Annotated in this window: 12 protein-coding genes; 7 read left to right on the forward strand and 5 right to left on the reverse strand. The window is 66.6% G+C overall.

Going from position 1 to position 18223, the window contains the following annotated elements:
• The first annotated feature begins 28 nt into the window (after positions 1–28).
• Positions 29–1402, forward strand: a complete 1374-nt coding sequence (locus QRQ56_RS32745; RefSeq protein ID WP_438745540.1) for a cation-efflux pump — start codon at positions 29–31, stop codon at positions 1400–1402.
• A gap of 240 nt (positions 1403–1642) precedes the next feature.
• Positions 1643–3970 (forward strand): PAS domain-containing sensor histidine kinase, encoded by a 2328-nt coding sequence (locus tag QRQ56_RS32750; RefSeq protein WP_438745541.1) that lies wholly within the window; start codon positions 1643–1645, stop codon positions 3968–3970.
• A gap of 173 nt (positions 3971–4143) precedes the next feature.
• Here the strand turns inward: QRQ56_RS32750 and QRQ56_RS32755 are convergent, their stop codons facing one another.
• On the reverse strand, positions 4144–5037 hold the full coding sequence (locus QRQ56_RS32755) for a LysR family transcriptional regulator (protein ID WP_438745542.1): 894 nt from the start codon (positions 5035–5037) through the stop codon (positions 4144–4146).
• A gap of 224 nt (positions 5038–5261) precedes the next feature.
• On the opposite strand from QRQ56_RS32755, the gene QRQ56_RS32760 reads away from it, so the two are divergent.
• From QRQ56_RS32760 to QRQ56_RS32780, 5 genes are read left to right on the forward strand one after another with little or no spacing between them, the layout of a single operon-like run.
• On the forward strand, positions 5262–5738 hold the full coding sequence (locus QRQ56_RS32760) for a formate dehydrogenase subunit gamma (protein ID WP_438745543.1): 477 nt from the start codon (positions 5262–5264) through the stop codon (positions 5736–5738).
• Positions 5735–7291 (forward strand): formate dehydrogenase beta subunit, encoded by a 1557-nt coding sequence (locus QRQ56_RS32765; protein WP_438745544.1) that lies wholly within the window; start codon positions 5735–5737, stop codon positions 7289–7291. Before QRQ56_RS32760 ends, QRQ56_RS32765 begins: the two co-directional genes overlap by 4 nt.
• Before the next feature lie 10 nt (positions 7292–7301).
• Positions 7302–10187 carry a formate dehydrogenase subunit alpha gene (fdhF, locus tag QRQ56_RS32770; protein ID WP_438745545.1) on the forward strand — a complete coding sequence of 962 codons (2886 nt, stop codon included), beginning with the start codon at positions 7302–7304 and terminating at the stop codon, positions 10185–10187.
• A gap of 4 nt (positions 10188–10191) precedes the next feature.
• Positions 10192–11019, forward strand: a complete 828-nt coding sequence (gene fdhD, locus QRQ56_RS32775; RefSeq protein ID WP_438745546.1) for a formate dehydrogenase accessory sulfurtransferase FdhD — start codon at positions 10192–10194, stop codon at positions 11017–11019.
• Complete coding sequence (locus tag QRQ56_RS32780) at positions 11009–11242, forward strand: formate dehydrogenase subunit delta (protein ID WP_438745547.1); 234 nt, start codon at positions 11009–11011, stop codon at positions 11240–11242. Before fdhD ends, QRQ56_RS32780 begins: the two co-directional genes overlap by 11 nt.
• Here the strand turns inward: QRQ56_RS32780 and QRQ56_RS32785 are convergent.
• The 4 genes from QRQ56_RS32785 to QRQ56_RS32800 all read right to left on the reverse strand — a co-directional run bounded on the left by QRQ56_RS32785 (position 11217) and on the right by QRQ56_RS32800 (position 18156).
• Positions 11217–14183 (reverse strand): bifunctional [glutamine synthetase] adenylyltransferase/[glutamine synthetase]-adenylyl-L-tyrosine phosphorylase, encoded by a 2967-nt coding sequence (locus QRQ56_RS32785; protein ID WP_438745548.1) that lies wholly within the window; start codon positions 14181–14183, stop codon positions 11217–11219. The two genes, QRQ56_RS32780 and QRQ56_RS32785, sit on opposite strands and share 26 nt — an antisense overlap.
• Positions 14180–15640 (reverse strand): sensor histidine kinase, encoded by a 1461-nt coding sequence (locus QRQ56_RS32790; RefSeq protein ID WP_438745549.1) that lies wholly within the window; start codon positions 15638–15640, stop codon positions 14180–14182. The genes QRQ56_RS32785 and QRQ56_RS32790 overlap by 4 nt, the downstream gene beginning before the upstream one ends.
• Entirely contained in the window at positions 15624–16304 is a 681-nt protein-coding gene (locus tag QRQ56_RS32795; RefSeq protein ID WP_438745550.1) for a winged helix-turn-helix domain-containing protein, read from the reverse strand. The genes QRQ56_RS32790 and QRQ56_RS32795 overlap by 17 nt, the downstream gene beginning before the upstream one ends.
• A 274-nt stretch (positions 16305–16578) precedes the next feature.
• Positions 16579–18156 (reverse strand): Do family serine endopeptidase, encoded by a 1578-nt coding sequence (locus QRQ56_RS32800; protein ID WP_438745551.1) that lies wholly within the window; start codon positions 18154–18156, stop codon positions 16579–16581.
• Between the last annotated feature and the right edge of the window lie 67 nt (positions 18157–18223).

An 18223-nucleotide genomic window follows, 5' to 3' on the forward strand; every position in this document is an offset into this window, starting at 1 on the left:
TTCGCGGGCGCCCTGCTAAATCCCCGCCATGACCTCCCATCACGACAAAACCTCGGTCGCGGCCATCTCGATCTTCGCCAGCGGCGGCATGGCGGCGGCCAAATTCGCGGTCGGCATCGCGATCGGCTCGCTCGCGCTGATCTCCGAGGCCCTGCATTCCTCGATCGACCTCGTCGCCACCATCATCACCTGGGCGGTGGTGCGGGTGTCCGACAAGCCGGCGGACGACGAGCACCATTACGGCCATGGCAAGCTAGAGAGCATCTCCGCGCTCGGGGTCACCGCCCTGCTGTACGTGCTCGCCGGCGGCATCCTGGTCGAGTCCTATAGCCGGTTGAGCGAGGGAACCCCGCCGCCGACCATCTCGGCCGTGCCCTTCGTGGTGCTGGTGATCGACATCGTCGTCAATCTCTGGCGCGCCCGCGCCCTGCACCGCGCCGCGCGCGAGACGCGGAGCCAGGCGCTGGCGGCCGACGCGCTGCATTTCGCCTCCGACGTGATGGGCTCGTGCGCCGTGATCGTGGGCCTGATCCTCGCCGGGCTCGGCTTCTGGTGGGGTGACGCCGCAGCGGCCGCCGCGGTCGCCGTGATGATCGCAGGTCTCGGCCTGCGCATGGCCGGCTCGACCGTGCAGACGCTGCTCGACCGTGCCCCGGAGGGCGCGCAGGAAAAGGCCACGGCCGCGATCCGAAGCGTGCCCGGCGTGATCGACGTCGAGCGGCTGCGGGTCCGCATGGTCGGTGCCACCACCTTCATCGACACCATCGCAAAAGTCCCGCGGACCTATCCGATCGACCGCGTCGAGGAGATCAAGCGCAAGGCGCATGCCGCCGTCGACCAGGCATTCGGCGATGCCGACCTTTCCTTCACTCCCGTCCCGGTCGCGCGCGACAACGAGACCGTGCGCGACCGCATCATGGTGATCGCCCGCAATTCGGGCCTCGCGATCCACCATGTCACGGTGCACGATCTGGGCGCCAAGCTGATCGTCAGCATCGACCTCGAGGTCGACGGCGCGATGCAGCTGGAGGCCGCCCACGACATCGCCAACACGCTGGAGCGCAACATCCAGGAGGAGTTCGGCGAGGACGTCGAGGTGGACGTCCATATCGAGCCGCTGGAACCGGAACTTCCCTTCGGCGTCGATGCCGCGCCCGAGCGGGTGCAGACCATCGCGGCCGCGCTGACGGAATATGCCGCCGGCGGCGAGATCCACGACATCCATAATGTGCGCGTCCGGAACACCGATGCCGGCGAGATCGTCAACTTCCACTGCCGCGCGACACCGTCGATGAGCGTGATCAAGGTGCACGAGCAGGTCGACGCGATCGAGCGTGCGTTGCGGCGCGCGTTCCCGAGCGTGAAGCGTGTGATCAGCCACGCCGAACCCCCGCGCGCGTGACGAGGCGAACGCGACGAAGAACGTGCGCGGAGTCACACGTTCTCGTTTCGGACTCCTCCCGCCCGTGCGTTTGCGGACGCGCGATGCACAAACTGCGCGTTGGATAAGAATAAATCCGCGTTAACGATTCGTTGACTCTCGACAGCCCGCGAAAACTGGATTCAAATCGCTGTGATTCGGAAGCGATGTGGGGCTGCTTCCGGACTTCAGTTGCAAGCTGGTTTTCAGGGGGCCGAAGGCATGTCGCGTGCAGACGCCGCGAACGCGTGCGTCCAATCCGATTCGATCAAAGGATTGGCGCAATCGATCGCGAAACCTGCCTATCATCGGCTCTTGATCGCGGAGCCGGCGCTTCGTCGCGCCGTGCCGACGCTCATCATCGCGTTCCTGATCACGATCTGCCTCGGCGCGTTCGTGCAGGTCGTCGATCAGACGCGCCAGAAGCGGCAGGTGATCCGCCACGACATCTCCGCGCTCGCCGATTTCCTGGCCGAACGCATCGACCGCCTCACCTTCGTACGGCAGGAGCGGCTCAAGAACATCGAGAACCTGCCGACGCTGCTGCCGGACCTGATCCCGTCCTGGGGCACGGCCAATGGCCGCCACGTCATCGTCACCTCGGCCGGCATCGACCGCCGCGTCCTCGCCCGCATTCCGGTCGACAACGACCCGGCCGGCAATGATCACCTGCTCGACGCCATCACGACCGCACAATTGCTCGCAGCACCGACGCGCGACGGCAACATCTCCGACATGACATTGCCGAACGGCAACGCCGCGATGGCGACCTCGCGCCAGATCAAGTCGCTGCCCGGCTTCGTCACCGTGATCCAGGAGCGCAACGAGCCGATCTGGGGCTCGGACGCCGCGCTCTCGGTGACGCTGTCGGCGACGACGGGCTTCGTCGTCCTGATCCTCGGCTTCGCCTTCCACTGGCAGTCCACCCGCGCCCGTGAAGGCGACCTCATCAACGACGCCGTGCGCGGCCGGATCGACACCGCGCTGAACCGCGGCCGCTGCGGCCTGTGGGATTGGGACCTGTCGCGCGGCCGGATCTTCTGGTCGCAATCGATGTTCTCGATGCTGGGCCTCGACGGCCGCCACGAGCTCCTCACCTTCGGCGAGGTCAACGCGCTGGTGAAGTCCGACGACATCGACCTGTTCGAGATCGCCGACCAGCTCATCTCCGAGAAGATCGACCACATCGACCAGACCTTCCGCATGCAGCATGTCGACGGCCACTGGATCTGGCTCCGCGTCCGCTGCGAGAAGACCCGCGGCGCGACCGATTCCAGCGTGCACCTGATCGGCATCGCCGTCGACATCACCGAACAGAAGAGCCTCGCCGAGAAGACGGTGGAAGCCGACCTCCGTCTCCGCGACGCGATCGAGACCATTCCGGAAGCCTTCGTGCTTTGGGACGCCAGCGACCGCCTCGTGCTCTGCAACTCGCACTTCCAACGTCTGCACAAGCTGCCCGACACCGCCGTCATTCCCGGCACCTCCTACGAGACCGTGCTCGAAGTCGGCCGCATGCCGGAGGTGCGCACCCGCCACAACGAGACCGCGGCCCAAGGCCCGGGCGCGCGCACCTTCGAGGCCCAGCTCGACGACGGCAGCTGGCTGCACATCAGCGAGCGTCGCACCAAGGACGGCGGCTACGTCTCGGTCGGCACCGACATCACGCGCATCAAGGAGCACGAGCAGAAGCTGGTCGACAACGATCTGCGCCTGCGCGCTACCGTCATCGACCTGAAGCGCTCCCAGGCCGCCCTCGAGCGCCAGACCAACGAGCTCGCCGACCTCGCCGAGAAGTACCAGCGCGAGAAGACCCGCGCCGAGGAAGCCAACCAGACCAAGTCGAAATTCCTCGCCAATATGAGCCACGAGCTGCGCACGCCGCTCAACGCCATCATCGGCTTCTCCGAGATCATGGGCTCGGGCATGTTCGGCGAGCTCGGGAGCGAGAAGTACCAGGAATATTGCAAGGACATCCTGACCAGCGGCCACTATCTGCTCGAGGTCATCAACGACATCCTCGACATGTCCAAGATCGAGGCCGGCCGCATGAAGCTCGACATGGAAGAGCTCGACCTGTCGCGGACGCTGGCGGAATCCCTGCGCGTCGTCACCGGCCGGGCCCAGGACAAGAACATCACGCTCGACGCCGACATCGAAAAATCGATCTCCCTCGTCGCCGACCGCCGCGCCACCAAGCAGATCATCGTCAACCTGCTCTCCAACGCCGTGAAGTTCACCCCGGACGGCGGACGCGTCGTGGTGCGCAGCCGGCAGCTCGACGACCGGATCGTGCTGATGATCGCCGACACCGGCATCGGCATCGCGCCGCATTCGCTGGCGCGGCTCGGCCGGCCGTTCGAGCAGGTCGAGAGCCAGCTCACCAAGACCTATCACGGCTCCGGCCTCGGCCTCGCCATCGCCCGCTCGCTGGCCCAGCTGCACGGCGGCTCGATGCGCCTGCGCTCCAGGCTCGAGGTCGGCACCGTCGTCCGCGTGACCCTGCCGCGCGACGCGATCAAGGCGGCCAAGATATCGGCTGCAGCTTGAGGCGGTGCCAGCTCCGTGCTTGCGGCCATCCTTCGAGACGCCCGCCTGCGGCGGGCCCTCAGGATGAGGGCGGAATGCGTGGCGGCCGCTTCAGCAAACCCCGATGCAACGGAAGCCTCATCCTGGGGAGCGCGCCCTGCGCGCGTCTCGAAGGACGAGGCGCTTGCTCGAATCTACAGCTGCAGCGACGGCGCGACCTCGCGCGCCACGTTGACCAGCGCCGCGATCAGCGGCGTCATGGGGTCGCGCTGCGGGATCACCATGCCGATGCTGTAATTGACCTCGGGGTCGACGATCGGGATCGAGCGCACGGTGTCGGACAGGCCGAGCGTTTCGGCGAGCTTGGCCGGCATCACGCTGGCCCAGCGTCCCGTCTTCACATGCGTGAACAGCACCAGCAGCGAGTTCGAGGTCAGTGTCGGCGTTGCCTCCGCCCCGACCGAGCGCAACGCGCGGTCGATGATGCGGCGGTTCTGCATGTCGGGCGTCAGCAGGCACAGCGGCACCTGCCCGACCTCCGTCCAGGTCACCGTCTCGCGATCGCCGAACATTCCGTCCGGCGACGTCAGCAAACGATAGCTCTCATTGTAGAGCGGAATGGTGCGTACCTTGCCGATCGGCTCGTTCTCGATATAGGTCAACCCCGCATCGACCTCGAGATTTTCGAGCAATCCCAGCACCTCCGACGAGGTCGTCGAGCGGATGCTGAAACGCACCTCGGGATGCCGGGCGCGGAACGGCGTCGTCAGCGCGGCCACCATGCCGAGCACGGTCGGGATCGCCGCAATCCGGATCTCGCCGGAGAGCTGATGCTTCAGCCCGTTGATCTCGTCGCGCATCGCGCGGGCATCGCCGACGATCCGCCGCGCCCAGTCGAGCGCGCGCTCGCCTTCGGGCGTAAAGCCCTGGAAGCGGGACCCGCGCTGGACCAGCATCACGCCGAGGATCTCCTCGAGCTGCTTCAATCCGGTCGACATGGTCGGCTGCGTCACGCCGCAGACCTCCGCCGCGCGTCCGAAATGCCGCTCCTTTGCCAGCGCCAGCAATAGTTCAAGCTTGTCGATCAACCGGTCGTCCCCTCGAATTCTCGTCTGGCATGCAAGCTAGCACGCCGGCCCTGCACCAACACGCAAAAACCGGCAGCCGATCCGGCCTTCATTTCCATTCCGTATCGACCGATTGCGGTTGTAAATCGATCGGAATTCGCAATCGCAGCATGAGACGGCTTTATTGATCTTCGAATGATTCCAATTAGTTTGCGGCCAGGAAACGCTCAGGTTGAGAACGACGAATGACAGCGGTTTTTGAGCCTTGGAACGAGACGCGCGGCGCCGAGATCATCGCCGAACATGCCAACCAGGAGGGCGCGACGCTGGTCATCCTGCATGCGTTGCAGGAGGCGTTCGGTTACGTGCCGGAGGCCGCCATTCCCATGGTGGCGCAAGCGCTCAATCTGTCGCGCGCCGAAGTGCATGGCGTGTTCACATTTTACCATGATTTCCGCCACAAGCCGGCCGGCCGCCATGTGCTGAAGCTGTGCCGCGCGGAGGCCTGCCAGGCCGCAGGCGGTGATGCGCTGGCGGCGCACGCCGAAGCAAAGCTCGGCGTGTCGCTCGGCAACACCACGCCCGACGATCGCGTCACGCTGGAGCCGATCTACTGCCTCGGCCTGTGCGCGACCGCACCGTCCGCGATGCTCGACGGCCGCCTGATCGGACGGCTGGATCAGAAGCGCCTCGACGCCCTCGTTGCGGAGGCACAGCGATGAGCATGCGTCTATTTGTTGCACGTGATGCCGGCGCGATTGCCGTCGGTGCCGATGAGGTTGCGCTGGCGCTGGAGCAGAACGCGGCCAAGCGCGGCATTGCGCTCGATATCGTCAGAACCGGATCGCGCGGGATGTACTGGCTGGAGCCGCTGGTCGAGGTGGCGACGCCGCAAGGCCGCATCGCCTTCGGTCCGGTCACGGAAGCCGACGTGCCTTCCCTGCTCGATGCGCTCGCCAACAACACGCCGCATTTGCTGCGGCTGGGCGCGACCGAGGAGATCCCCTGGCTGAAGCGCCAGACCCGCCTCACCTTCGCCCGCTGCGGCGTGATCGACCCGCGCTCGCTCGACGATTACCGCGCCCATGGCGGCTACAAGGGGCTGGAGCGCGCACTCTCGCTCGGCACGGACGCGATCCTGAACGAAGTCACGGCATCGGGCCTGCGCGGCCGCGGCGGCGCCGGCTTCCCGACCGGGATCAAGTGGAAGACCGTCGCGCAGGCCAAGGCCGACCGCAAATTCGTCGTCTGCAACGCCGACGAGGGCGACAGCGGCACTTTCGCGGATCGCATGATCATGGAAGGCGATCCCTTCCTGGTGATCGAAGGCATGACCATCGCCGGAATCACCGTCGGCGCGACCAAGGGCTACATCTACACCCGCAGCGAATATCCGCACGCCATCGATGCGATGAATGCCGCGATCCTGGCGGCGCGACGCGGCGGCTATCTCGGCAACAATATTGGCGGCTCGACCTACAGCTTCGATCTCGAGGTGCGCGTCGGGGCCGGCGCCTATGTCTGCGGCGAGGAGACCGCGCTGCTGGAGAGCCTCGAAGGCCGCCGCGGCGTCGTGCGCGCCAAGCCGCCGCTGCCGGCGCATCACGGCCTGTTCGGCAAGCCGACCGCCATCAACAACATCCTGTCGCTGGCCGCGATTCCCTTCATCCTGGCCGAAGGTGCCAAGACCTACGCGGATTACGGCATGGGCCGCTCGCGCGGCACGATGCCGATCCAGCTCGCCGGCAATCTCCGCTACGGCGGCCTGTTCGAGACCGCCTTCGGCGTGACGCTCGGCGAACTCGTCGACGACATCGGCGGCGGCACGTTCACGGGCCGCCCGGTCCGCGCCGTGCAGGTCGGTGGCCCCTTGGGGGCCTATTTCCCCCGCGCCCTGTTCGACACGCCGTTCGACTACGAGGCGTTCGCGGCACGCGACGGCCTGATCGGCCATGGCGGCATCGTCGTGTTCGACGACAGCGTCGACATGCGCAGGCAGGCCCGCTTCGCGATGGAGTTCTGCGCGATCGAATCCTGCGGCAAGTGCACGCCCTGCCGGATCGGCTCGACGCGCGGCGCCGAGACCATCGAGAAGATCATCAACGGCGAACGCGTCCATGAAAACATCGCGCTCGTCGAGGACCTCTGCAGCACCATGAAATTCGGCTCGCTCTGCGCACTCGGCGGCTTCACGCCCTACCCCGTGCTCAGCGCATTGAAGCACTTCCGGGAAGACTTCATCCCGGCGCCGACCACGCTTCAGGCCGCGGAATAGGAGAACGACGATGTCTCTGATCGAAGAAATCGACTACGGAACGCCGTGTTCGAAGTCGGAAACGATGGTGACGCTCACCATCGACGGAAACCAGATCTCGGTGCCCGAGGGCACCTCGATCATGCGTGCCGCGATGGACGCCGGTCACCAGATCCCAAAACTCTGCGCGACCGACATGGTCGACGCGTACGGCTCCTGCCGCCTCTGCCTGGTCGAGATCGAGGGCCGCGCCGGTACGCCGGCCTCCTGCACCACGCCGGTCATGAACGGGCTCGTCGTGCACACCCAGACCGAGCGGCTGAAGAAGCTGCGCAAGGGCGTAATGGAGCTCTACATCTCCGACCATCCGCTCGACTGCCTCACCTGCGGCGCCAACGGTGATTGCGAGCTGCAGGACATGGCCGGCGCCGTGGGCCTGCGCGACGTTCGCTACGGTTATGAGGGCGAGAACCATGTTTTCGCCAAGACGCCCGGCAAGTCCCATGGCTGCGACAACGACCACTGGATGCCGAAGGACGAGTCCAACCCGTACTTCACCTACGATCCTTCCAAGTGCATCGTGTGCTCGCGCTGCGTCCGCGCCTGCGAGGAGGTGCAAGGCACCTTCGCGCTGACGATCTCCGGCCGCGGCTTCGACAGCCGCGTCTCGCCCGGCATGAGCGAGAGCTTCCTCGGCTCCGAATGCGTCTCCTGCGGCGCCTGCGTGCAGGCCTGCCCGACCGCGACGCTGACGGAGAAGTCCGTGATCGAGATCGGCCAGCCCGAGCACTCCGTCGTCACCACATGCGCCTATTGCGGCGTCGGCTGCGCCTTCAAGGCGGAGATGCGCGGCGAGGAAGTCGTGCGCATGGTGCCCTACAAGGACGGCAAGGCCAATCGCGGCCATTCCTGCGTCAAGGGCCGCTTTGCCTGGGGCTACACCAACCACAAGGAACGTATCCTCAAGCCGATGATCCGCGACCGGATCGAGGATCCGTGGAAGGAAGTGTCCTGGGACGAGGCGTTCTCCTTCGCCGCGGCCAAAATGCGCGGCATCCAGCAGAAATACGGCCGCGACGCCATCGGCGGCATCACCTCGTCCCGCTGCACCAATGAAGAGACCTATCTGGTACAGAAGCTGATCCGCGGCGGCTTCGGCAACAACAACGTCGACACCTGCGCCCGCGTCTGCCACTCGCCGACCGGCTATGGCCTGTCGCAAACCTTCGGCACCTCGGCCGGCACCCAGGACTTCGACTCGGTCGAGGACACCGACGTCGCCGTCATCATCGGCGCCAATCCGGCTTCTGCTCATCCCGTCTTCGCTTCACGCCTGAAGAAGCGGCTGCGCCAGGGCGCCAAGCTGATCGTGATCGACCCGCGCCGCACCGAGATGGTGGAATCGCCGCATGTGAAGGCGCTGCACCTGCCCCTGATGCCCGGCACCAACGTTGCCGTCGTCACCGCGCTGGCGCATGTCATCGTCACCGAGGGCCTTGCCAACGAAGCCTTTATTCGTGAGCGCTGCGACTGGAGCGAGTTCGAGGAGTGGGCCGCCTTCGTCGCCCAGCCCAAGAACAGCCCCGAAGCAACCGCGATCCTCACCGGCGTCGACCCGAAGGTGCTGCGTGAAGCCGCCCGCGTCTACGCCACCGGCGGCAACGGCGCGATCTATTACGGCCTCGGCGTCACCGAGCACAGCCAGGGCTCGACCACGGTCATCGCGATCGCCAACCTTGCGATGGTAACGGGCAATATCGGCCGTCCCGGCGTCGGCGTGAACCCGCTGCGCGGCCAGAACAACGTGCAGGGCTCGTGCGACATGGGCTCGTTCCCGCACGAGCTGCCCGGCTATCGCCACATCTCGGGTGATGCCGTGCGCGAGCAGTTCGAGGCGCTGTGGGAGGTCAAGCTCAATCCCGAGCCGGGCCTGCGCATTCCCAACATGTTCGATGCCGCGATCGAAGGCACGTTCATGGGGCTCTACGTCCAGGGCGAGGACATCCTGCAGTCCGATCCCAACACCAAGCACGTGGTCGCGGCGCTGTCGGCGATGGAATGCGTCATCGTCCACGACCTCTTCCTGAACGAGACCGCCAACTACGCGCACGTCTTCCTGCCCGGCTCGAGCTTCCTCGAGAAGGACGGCACCTTCACCAACGCCGAACGCCGCATCCAGCGCGTCCGCAAGGTGATGTCGCCGAAGAACGGCATGGCCGACTGGGAAGTCACCATCGCGCTCGCCAAGGCGATGGGCTTCGAGATGAACTACAGCCATCCGTCCGAGATCATGGACGAGATCGCCGCGCTCACGCCGACCTTCACGGGCGTCTCCTACGCCAAGCTCGAGGAGCTCGGCTCGGTGCAGTGGCCCTGCAACGAGAAGGCGCCCGAGGGTACGCCGGTGATGCATATCGGCGGCTTCGTTCGCGGCAAGGGCAAGTTCATCGTCACCGAATACGTCGCGACGGACGAGCGCACCGGCCCCCGCTTCCCGCTGCTGCTCACCACGGGCCGCATTCTCAGCCAGTACAATGTCGGCGCGCAGACGCGTCGCACCGAGAACGTGGTCTGGCATGCCGAGGATCGGCTCGAGATCCATCCGCACGACGCCGAGATGCGCGGCGTGCGCGACGGCGACTGGGTAAGGCTGCAGAGCCGCGCCGGCGAGACCACGCTGCGCGCGGAGATCACCGACCGCGTCTCGCCGGGCGTCGTCTACACAACGTTCCACCATCCGGACACGCAGGCCAACGTGATCACGACCGACTTCTCGGACTGGGCCACCAACTGCCCGGAATACAAGGTCACGGCGGTGCAGATCTCACCGTCGAACGGCCCGTCCGACTGGCAGAAGTCCTACGACGAGCAGGCGCGGCAATCCCGCCGCATCGTGCCGGCCGAAGCCGCGGAGTAACCGCATGCACGTGCCCGTCCAGGCCATCGACCGCGAAATCTGGCGCGACGGCGTCGCGTCGGAAGGCGTGCGGCTGATCCCGGAGGAGACACCGCTGGCGCTGACCTACAATGGCGGCACCTATGCCGTCATGATGGGAACGCCGCAAAATCTGGAAGATTTCGCCGTCGGCTTCAGCCTGGACGAGGGCGTCATCAAGTCGGTCGACGACATCAAGTCGCTCGACGTCGTTCGCCTCGACGACGGCATCGAGCTCAGGATGTGGCTTGCACCGGAAGATGCGGCGCTCATCAGCGAGCGCCGCCGCCATGTCGCCGGCCCCACCGGCTGCGGCATCTGCGGGATCGAATCCATCGCCGAAGCCGTCCGTCCCGCAGCAATCGTGCCGCACGGGCAGACCTTCACGCCCGGGCAGATCATGGCGGCGATGCAGGCCATCGCGCCGCTGCAATCGATCAACCTGCAGACCCGCGCGGTTCACGCCGCCGCGTTCTGGTCCCCTGCCGGCAACATCGTCGCGCTGCGCGAGGACGTCGGCCGCCACAACGCGCTCGACAAGCTCGCCGGCGCGCTCGCGCGCAGCCGCACCGACGCGAGCGGCGGCATGGTTCTGCTGACCAGCCGCGTCTCGGTCGAGATGGTGCAGAAGGCCGCTGCGATCGGCGCGCCTGTCATGGTCGCGGTCTCCGCGCCCACCGCGCTCGCGGTGCGCACCGCGGAAGCCGCCGGCATCACGCTGATCGCCATTGCCCGCCAGGACGGGTTCGAAGTGTTCTCGCATGGTGACCGGGTCGTCCCCCGCCATGCCACGGAGGTTGCCGATGTCGCCTGACCGCCTGATCTACATGGCCAACCAGATCGGCAAGTTCTTCCAGAGCCAGGGCCATGGCAAGGCCGTGCCGGGGATTGCCGACCACATCAAGAAGTTCTGGGATCCCCGGATGAAGCGCGCGATCTTCGCCCATCTCGACGGCGGCGGCGCGGGACTGGAGCCCGACGTGCGCGAGGCGCTCATTTCGCTGAAGCAGACTACGACGCTTCCAGCAGCGCCCTGAACACGCGCCGCACTTCGCCCTGCGTCTCCTTCACGCGTGCCTCCAGCGAGGAGAAGTCCGGCGCATCGCCGGCGCGCGCCATCACGCGCTGCAGGTCCGTGCCGGCGGTTTCCGGCTTGAAACCGTCGCTGACGCACAGCCGCAGGATCTGCGTCAGATCGTGATAGAGCCGCGCGGCGGCACGCAGGATCTCGGTCTCCGATTGCGGCAGCACCCCGAGCCTGCAGGCGTTGTCGAGCACCTGCATGGTGCCGACGTCGAGGATCTCCGGCATCTGGTGCGCGTGCACGAGCTGGAGATATTGCGCGATGAAGTCGATGTCGACCATGCCGCCGGCGGCGTATTTGAGATCCCAGCAATCGCCCTCGCCCTTCTCCTGAGCGATCGCGCGCCGCATGTCGGCGACGTCGTTGGCCGTGATGGCGGGATCGCGATGCCGGGTCAGGACCTCGCGGATGACGCGCTCGATCCGCATCCGGAATTCGGGCGAAGCCGACACCACACGCGCGCGTGTCAGAGCCATGTGCTCCCAGGTCCAGGCCTCGTTGGCCTGGTAGTCCGCGAACGAGAGCAGGCTCGAGGCCACGGGGCCGGCGCGCCCCGAAGGACGCAAGCGCATGTCGATCTCGTAGAGCACGCCGTAATTGGTGCGCGTCGTGAACGCGCTAATCAGGCGCTGGGTCAGGCGGGCGAAGTAATGCGCGCCCTGCAGCGATTTCGGCCCGTCGGAGTCGGGTTCATCGGCGTCGAAATCATAGAGCAGGATCAGGTCGAGATCGGACGAGGCCGTCATCTCGCGGCTGCCGAGCCGGCCCATGGCGATGATCGCGGTCTCCTGGCCCTTGATGCGGCCGTGCTGGGCGGCGAAGCGCTCGGCGACGAGTCCGTGCACGGTGTGGACGATACCCTCAGCGACGTCGGCAAAGGCCGTGCTTGCCTGCTGCGCCGAGACGGTGCCGGACAGGATGCGCGTGCCGATCAGGAACAGGCTCTCCTGCCCGAACAGGCGCAGGCGATCGAGGAACTCCTCGTATGAGCCGGCATCCTGCACGGTCGCGGCCAGCCGTTCCGACAATTCCTGCCGGTCCGGCATGGCGCCGAAGAAGCGCGGATCGATCAAGCCGTCCATGAGCTGCGGCTGCCGCGCCAGCATCTCCCCGAGCCGCGGCGCCGCGCCCAGCACCAGCGCCACCAGCGCGACGAGATCACGGTTCTGGCCGAGCAGCGTGATCAGCCGGCCGCCGCGCTGCAGCGCCTTCAGGAAATCGTCGAAGGCCACGACGGCGCGATCAGGCTCCTCGGCATGGGCCAGCCCGTCGATCAAAGCCGGCACGAATTCGATGAAGGCGTTGCGTGTCGCCTCGACGCGGAACACGCGATAGTCGCCGGTGACCCAGTCGCGCACGGTCTGCGCCACCGCGGCGGGCTTCTTGAAGCCGAGCGTGGTGAGGTACTGCAGCAGCCGCGGATCGTCGGCCCCCGCCCCGTAGTCGAGCGCGGGCAGCTTGGCGGTGCCGGTCGGATCGTCGCCCTCGAACAGCTTTTCGTAGTGGCCCTGCACGATCTTGAGCTGCCGCAGCAGGTCGTTCGCAAAGGCCTCGCGATCCCGATAGCCGAAGAAGCGCGCGAAGCGTTCGACAGCGTCCTTGTCTTCGGGCAGCGTGTGGGTCTGCTCGTCGGCGATCATCTGAATGCGATGCTCGACCCGGCGCAGGAACTCGTAGGCCGTGGTCAGCTCGTCGCGCGCCACTGACGTGATCCAGTTGCTGGCGGCGAGAATGTCGAGCGCGCGAAGCGTCGGCCGCACCCGCAACTCTGGATGGCGACCGCCCGCGATCAGCTGCTGGGTCTGGGCGAAGAACTCGATCTCGCGGATGCCGCCGCGGCCGACCTTGACGTTGTGTCCCTCGACCGCGACCTCGCTCTGGCCGCGATAGGTCTGCATCTGCCGCTTCATGTCGTGGACGTCGGCGAGCGCGGCGAAGTCGAGATGCTTGCGCCAGACGAAGGGCGCGATCTCGGCCAGCAGCGCCTCGCCTGCTTTGGCATCGCCGGCGCAGGCCCGCGCCTTGATCATCGCCGCGCGCTCCCAGGTGCGCCCTTCCCGCTCGTAATAGTTCAGCGCGGCGTCCCTGGAGATCGCCACCTGCGTCGAGGACGGATCGGGCCGCAGGCGCAGATCGACGCGGAACACGTAGCCGTCATAGGTGCGCTGCTGCAGGATGCGCGCCATGCCCTGCGTCACCCGGACGAAGAACGGCTGCGGCTCGATGTCCGGCGCCAGCGTCGTCGCATCGGGATCGAAGAACACGATGAGATCGATGTCGCTGGAATAGTTCAGCTCGCCCGCGCCCATCTTGCCCATCGCGAGCACGATCAGCCCGCAGCCCTCTTCGGGAGCGTCAGGGTTGGGCGGCGAGATCTTGCCGCGTGCGGCTTCCTGCCGCAGCAGGTATTGGAGCGCCGCCTGCACCGAGGACACCGCAACGTCGGTCAGCGCCGCCGTCACCCGCATCACCGGCCAGACCCCGCCGATGTCGCACAGGGCTGTCAGCAGCGCCGCCTCCGCCTTCATGCGGCGAAGCAGCCGCATCACCTCGGCCTCGTCCACCGCCGCGAGCACCGCGCCCCGGGCATCCGCGATCAGGGCCGCCAGATGCGCATCCGGATCGCATTCGAGCAGCCGGACCAGGCGCACGGCATCTGCGCGCACCAGATCGAACAGATAAGGCGAGAATTCCGCGATGCCGGCCAGGATATCCCTCGCGAAGGGATGAACCAGCAGCGCCTCGAGACGGGCCGATTGAGCCGGCTCGAGCTCGCTCAGCCAGCTTTCAAGACGTCGTTCGTCGGTTGTGGAAGCGGCAATATGGGGAGCTTCCGCAAAGCGCGCGGCCAGCCTCTCATGCTTGTCCGCGTTTCCCGGCGCGGAGTGGTTCATGCCACCTTCTGTGGCACATCCTGCATTGGCGGAGCAACCCTGTCGCCGGCGCCGGCGCGCGCGGGAAGCACCAGCGTGGCGACGAGGCCGGGCTGGGCATCACCCAACTTCAGCTCGCCCCCGTGCAAGGTCGCAACCGCCGAGGCGAGGCTGAGACCAAGGCCAGAGCCCGGCAGCGTGCGACTCGCTTCCAGGCGGACGAATCGTTCCACCGCATGCGCCCGGTCGGCCTCGGGGATACCCGGACCGCGATCGGCGACGCTGAGCAGCACCTTGTCGCCGTCGCGCCTGGCCTCGATCAAAATTGGCCGGGCCTCCATGCTGACCACGGTTCCGCTCGTCTGCGCGACCGGCTTGCCATATTTGATCGCATTCTCGACCAGATTGGCGAGCGCCTGGCTGACCAGTTCGCGGTTGGCGTGAACAGGCGTCGGATCGGCCTTGACCTTCAAGGTCATGCCGTCGTCCTCGGCGAGCGGCTCGTAGAGCTCGTGGATGCCATTGGCGACGTCGGCTGCGTCGAAATCATCCATGTTGCCGCGCGCCTGCCCGGACTCGGCGCGCGCGATCATCAGAAGCGCGTTGAAGGTGCGGATCAGACCGTCGGACTCTTCGATGGTCCGCTCCAGCGCCGCCCGGTAGTCGGCCTCGCAGCCGGATTTCGCCAAGGCTTCCTCGGCGCGGTTGCGCAGCCGCGTCAGCGGTGTCTTGAGATCATGGGCGATGTTGTCGGAGACCTCCTTCAGCCCCGCCATCAACGCCTCGATCCGCTCCAGCATCGCATTGAGGTTTTCGGCGAGGCGATCGAGCTCGTCGCCGCTGCGCCCGACCGGCAGACGCCCGCTGAGGTCGCCGGTCATGATGCGCTGCGCGGTCCCGGTCATGGCGTCGATGCGTCTCAGCACACGGCGCGCGACGAAGATGCCGCCGCCGAGACCGAGCACGACGACGATCAGGATCGACCATTGCGCCGCCTTGGCGACGATGCCGAACAGGCGACGCCGCTCGGCGAGGTCGCGGCCGATCAGGAGCCGGAAGCCGTTCTCAAGTTCGGTGACGCGCACCAGCGCGCGATGGTCACGGTCGTCGGCGTCTTCGATGCGGCGGTAGGCGGTCTCCGACCAGCCCCGCGTCGCCATCACGCCGGGCGCGAGCGAGCCGACATTGCCGGCGATCGCCTGCCCGGTCGGCGTGGTCACGAGATAGAGGTTGGCGCCGGGCCGCAACGCGCGGTACTCGATCGCGAGCACCAGGCCGCGCAAGCCGCGTCTGTCGTAGAGATCGGAGATCTCCGAGGTCTCGGCATTGACCGTCTGCGTGATTTCCTCGGTGATCAGCCGCCGCGTGTTCCAGGCGAAATAGGCCAGCAGCGAGGCCGCGAACATCGCGAACAGCAGCAGATAGACCAGCGTCAGCCGGAACGCCGTGGTGCGGACGAGTTTACCGAATGCCGTCACGGATCATGTACCCCGCGCCGCGGATCGTGTGCAGCAGCGGCCGCTCGAATCCCTTGTCGATCTTGGAGCGCAGCCGCGAGATGTGCACATCGATCACGTTGGTCTGCGGATCGAAATGGTAATCCCAGACGTTCTCCAGCAGCATGGTGCGCGTCACCACCTGGCCGGCATGCTTCATGAGATATTCGAGCAGGCGGAATTCGCGCGGCTGCAGCGTCAGCTCGTCCTTGCCCCGGGCGACGCGATGGGAGAGCCGGTCTAGCTCGAGATCGCCGACGCGGTAGAGGGTGTCCTCGGCGGGACCGCCGCGGCGGCGCGACAGCACCTCGACGCGGGCCAGCAGCTCGGCGAAGGAATAGGGTTTTGGCAGATAATCGTCGCCGCCGGCGCGCAGGCCCTTGATGCGGTCGTCGACCTGCCCGAGCGCGGAGAGAATCAGCACCGGCGTGGTGTTGCCCTTGTCGCGCAGCAGGCCGATCAGGGACAGGCCGTCGCGCTTGGGCAGCATGCGGTCCACCACCAGCACGTCGTAATCGCCGCTCTCGGCCATGGCGAGGCCCTCCTCGCCGTCTGCGGCGTGGTCGGCAACGTGTCCGACCTCGCGAAACGCCTTCACGAGGTAGTCGGCGGATTCGCGGTCGTCTTCAATGATGAGGAGGCGCATCGTGCGTTCGGCGGCGGTCAAGGAGGTCAACCTTCTCTAAACATGGCGCGAGCGGCAATCCCATGCAAGCCGAGTGGGAGACGCCGGCATGGAGAAAAAGGGCGGGCGGTGAAGCTGGGGGGACTCCACCGCCCTAGGCCTTCCGACGGAGGGGGGCGTAATTCCACCGGAAGGTAGCAAGGGGAAGCGACGTTACGCTGCTTCCCCGAGGGGCGCCGGCGGCGGGGGCGACTGATGCCGACGACACCCCTCATCTCTTGAGGCCTCCCGAGGCTTACCCCTTGGCGAGGGGCACCGCGACGAAGCGCGACTGGCCGCCGCTCTTCACGCGCATCAGGACGCTGTTCTTGTTGTCGGTCCGCGCCGCGTTGATGGCATCGCGAACCTCGCCGGCGGTGGCCACGCTCTTGCCGCCGACCTCGAGAATCACGTCGCCTTCCTTGAAGCCGCGTTCGGCCGCGGCGCTCTTCGGATCGACTTCGGTGACCACGACGCCTTCCTTGCCGGCGCCGGCCACCGAATTGGCGGGCGCGACGGTCATGCCGAGCTTGGGCACATCGGTGCCCTTGCTGGCACCCTTGCCGCTGTCATTGTCGTTGTCGGCCTTGGCCTCGACCGTGTTCGGCAACTGGCCGAGCGTCATGTTCACGACCTTGTCCTGGCCCTTGTGCAGCACGTTGAGCTTCACGGTCGCGCCGGGAGCCATGCCGCCGATAGTGCGGGCCAGCTCACGGGCGTCCTTGACGGTCTCTCCGTTGACCGCGGTGATCACGTCGCCGGATTCGATGCCGGCCTTGGCGGCCGGACCGTTCGCCTGCGGCTCCGCGACCAGCGCGCCCTCGGCCTTCTTCATGCCGAGGCTGTCGGCGATGTCAGAGGTGACGGGTTGGATCTGCACGCCGATCCAGCCGCGGCTGACCGAGCCCTTGTCCTTGAGCTGGGCGACCACGCTCTTCACCGTGCTCGCGGGAATCGAGAACGCGATGCCGACGCTGCCGCCGGAGGGCGAGTAGATCGCGGTGTTGACGCCCATCACCTCGCCATTGGTGTCGAAGGCCGGACCGCCGGAATTGCCCTTGTTCACGGGCGCGTCGATCTGGATGAAGTCGTCATACGGACCATTGCCGATGTCGCGGCCGCTCGCCGAAACGATGCCCGCGGTCACGGTGCCGCCGAGACCGAAGGGATTGCCGACCGCGAGCACCCAGTCGCCGATCCGCGGCTTGGCGTCAGCGAGCTTGGCGAACGGGAAATTCGAGCTGCCCTCGACCTTGATCAAGGCGAGGTCGGTGCGCTGGTCGGTGCCGATCACCTTGGCGGTATAGGTCTTGCCGTCGTCGGTGGTGACCTCGACCTTGTCGGCGCCGTCGACCACGTGGTTGTTGGTCACGGCAAAGCCGTCGGCCGAGATGAAGAAGCCGGAGCCCTGGCCCTGCACAACGCGGCCGCGGCCGCCCTTCATGCCCGGCATTCCATCCGGACCGCCGAAGCGGCGGAAGAAGCGCTCCATCGGCGAGCCCGGCTGGAACGGCGAGGACGAATCATCGCCGTCGTCGTTGCTCGAGGTCTTCTCCTTGATGTTGACCTTCACCGAGATCACCGACGGCTTCACGCGCTCGACGATGTCGGCGAAGCCGACGGGGCGCTCGACCTTGCGGACCTCGTTGTTGACCTGCGCATGCGCCGGGGTCGAGAACAAATCGGCCGGCGAGGTCGAGGGGCTGAAGCCATAGAGGGCCGCGCCGAGACCGGCGACGACTGAGGCCATCAACGCGAACTTGCGCGCGGAGAACACCGACCGGCGGGGCTGCCGGTAGGACGGAAGGTTCGACAGGTCGATACGGTCGCTCATGCAGAGATCTCCAGGGCCTTGAAATCCTTGTGGTGCCCTAAGGGGACGGCACCTTACGGACCTGAAG

Origin of the sequence: Bradyrhizobium sp. U531 (assembly GCF_051710265.1) — a bacterium.
Classification (GTDB): domain Bacteria; phylum Pseudomonadota; class Alphaproteobacteria; order Rhizobiales; family Xanthobacteraceae; genus Bradyrhizobium.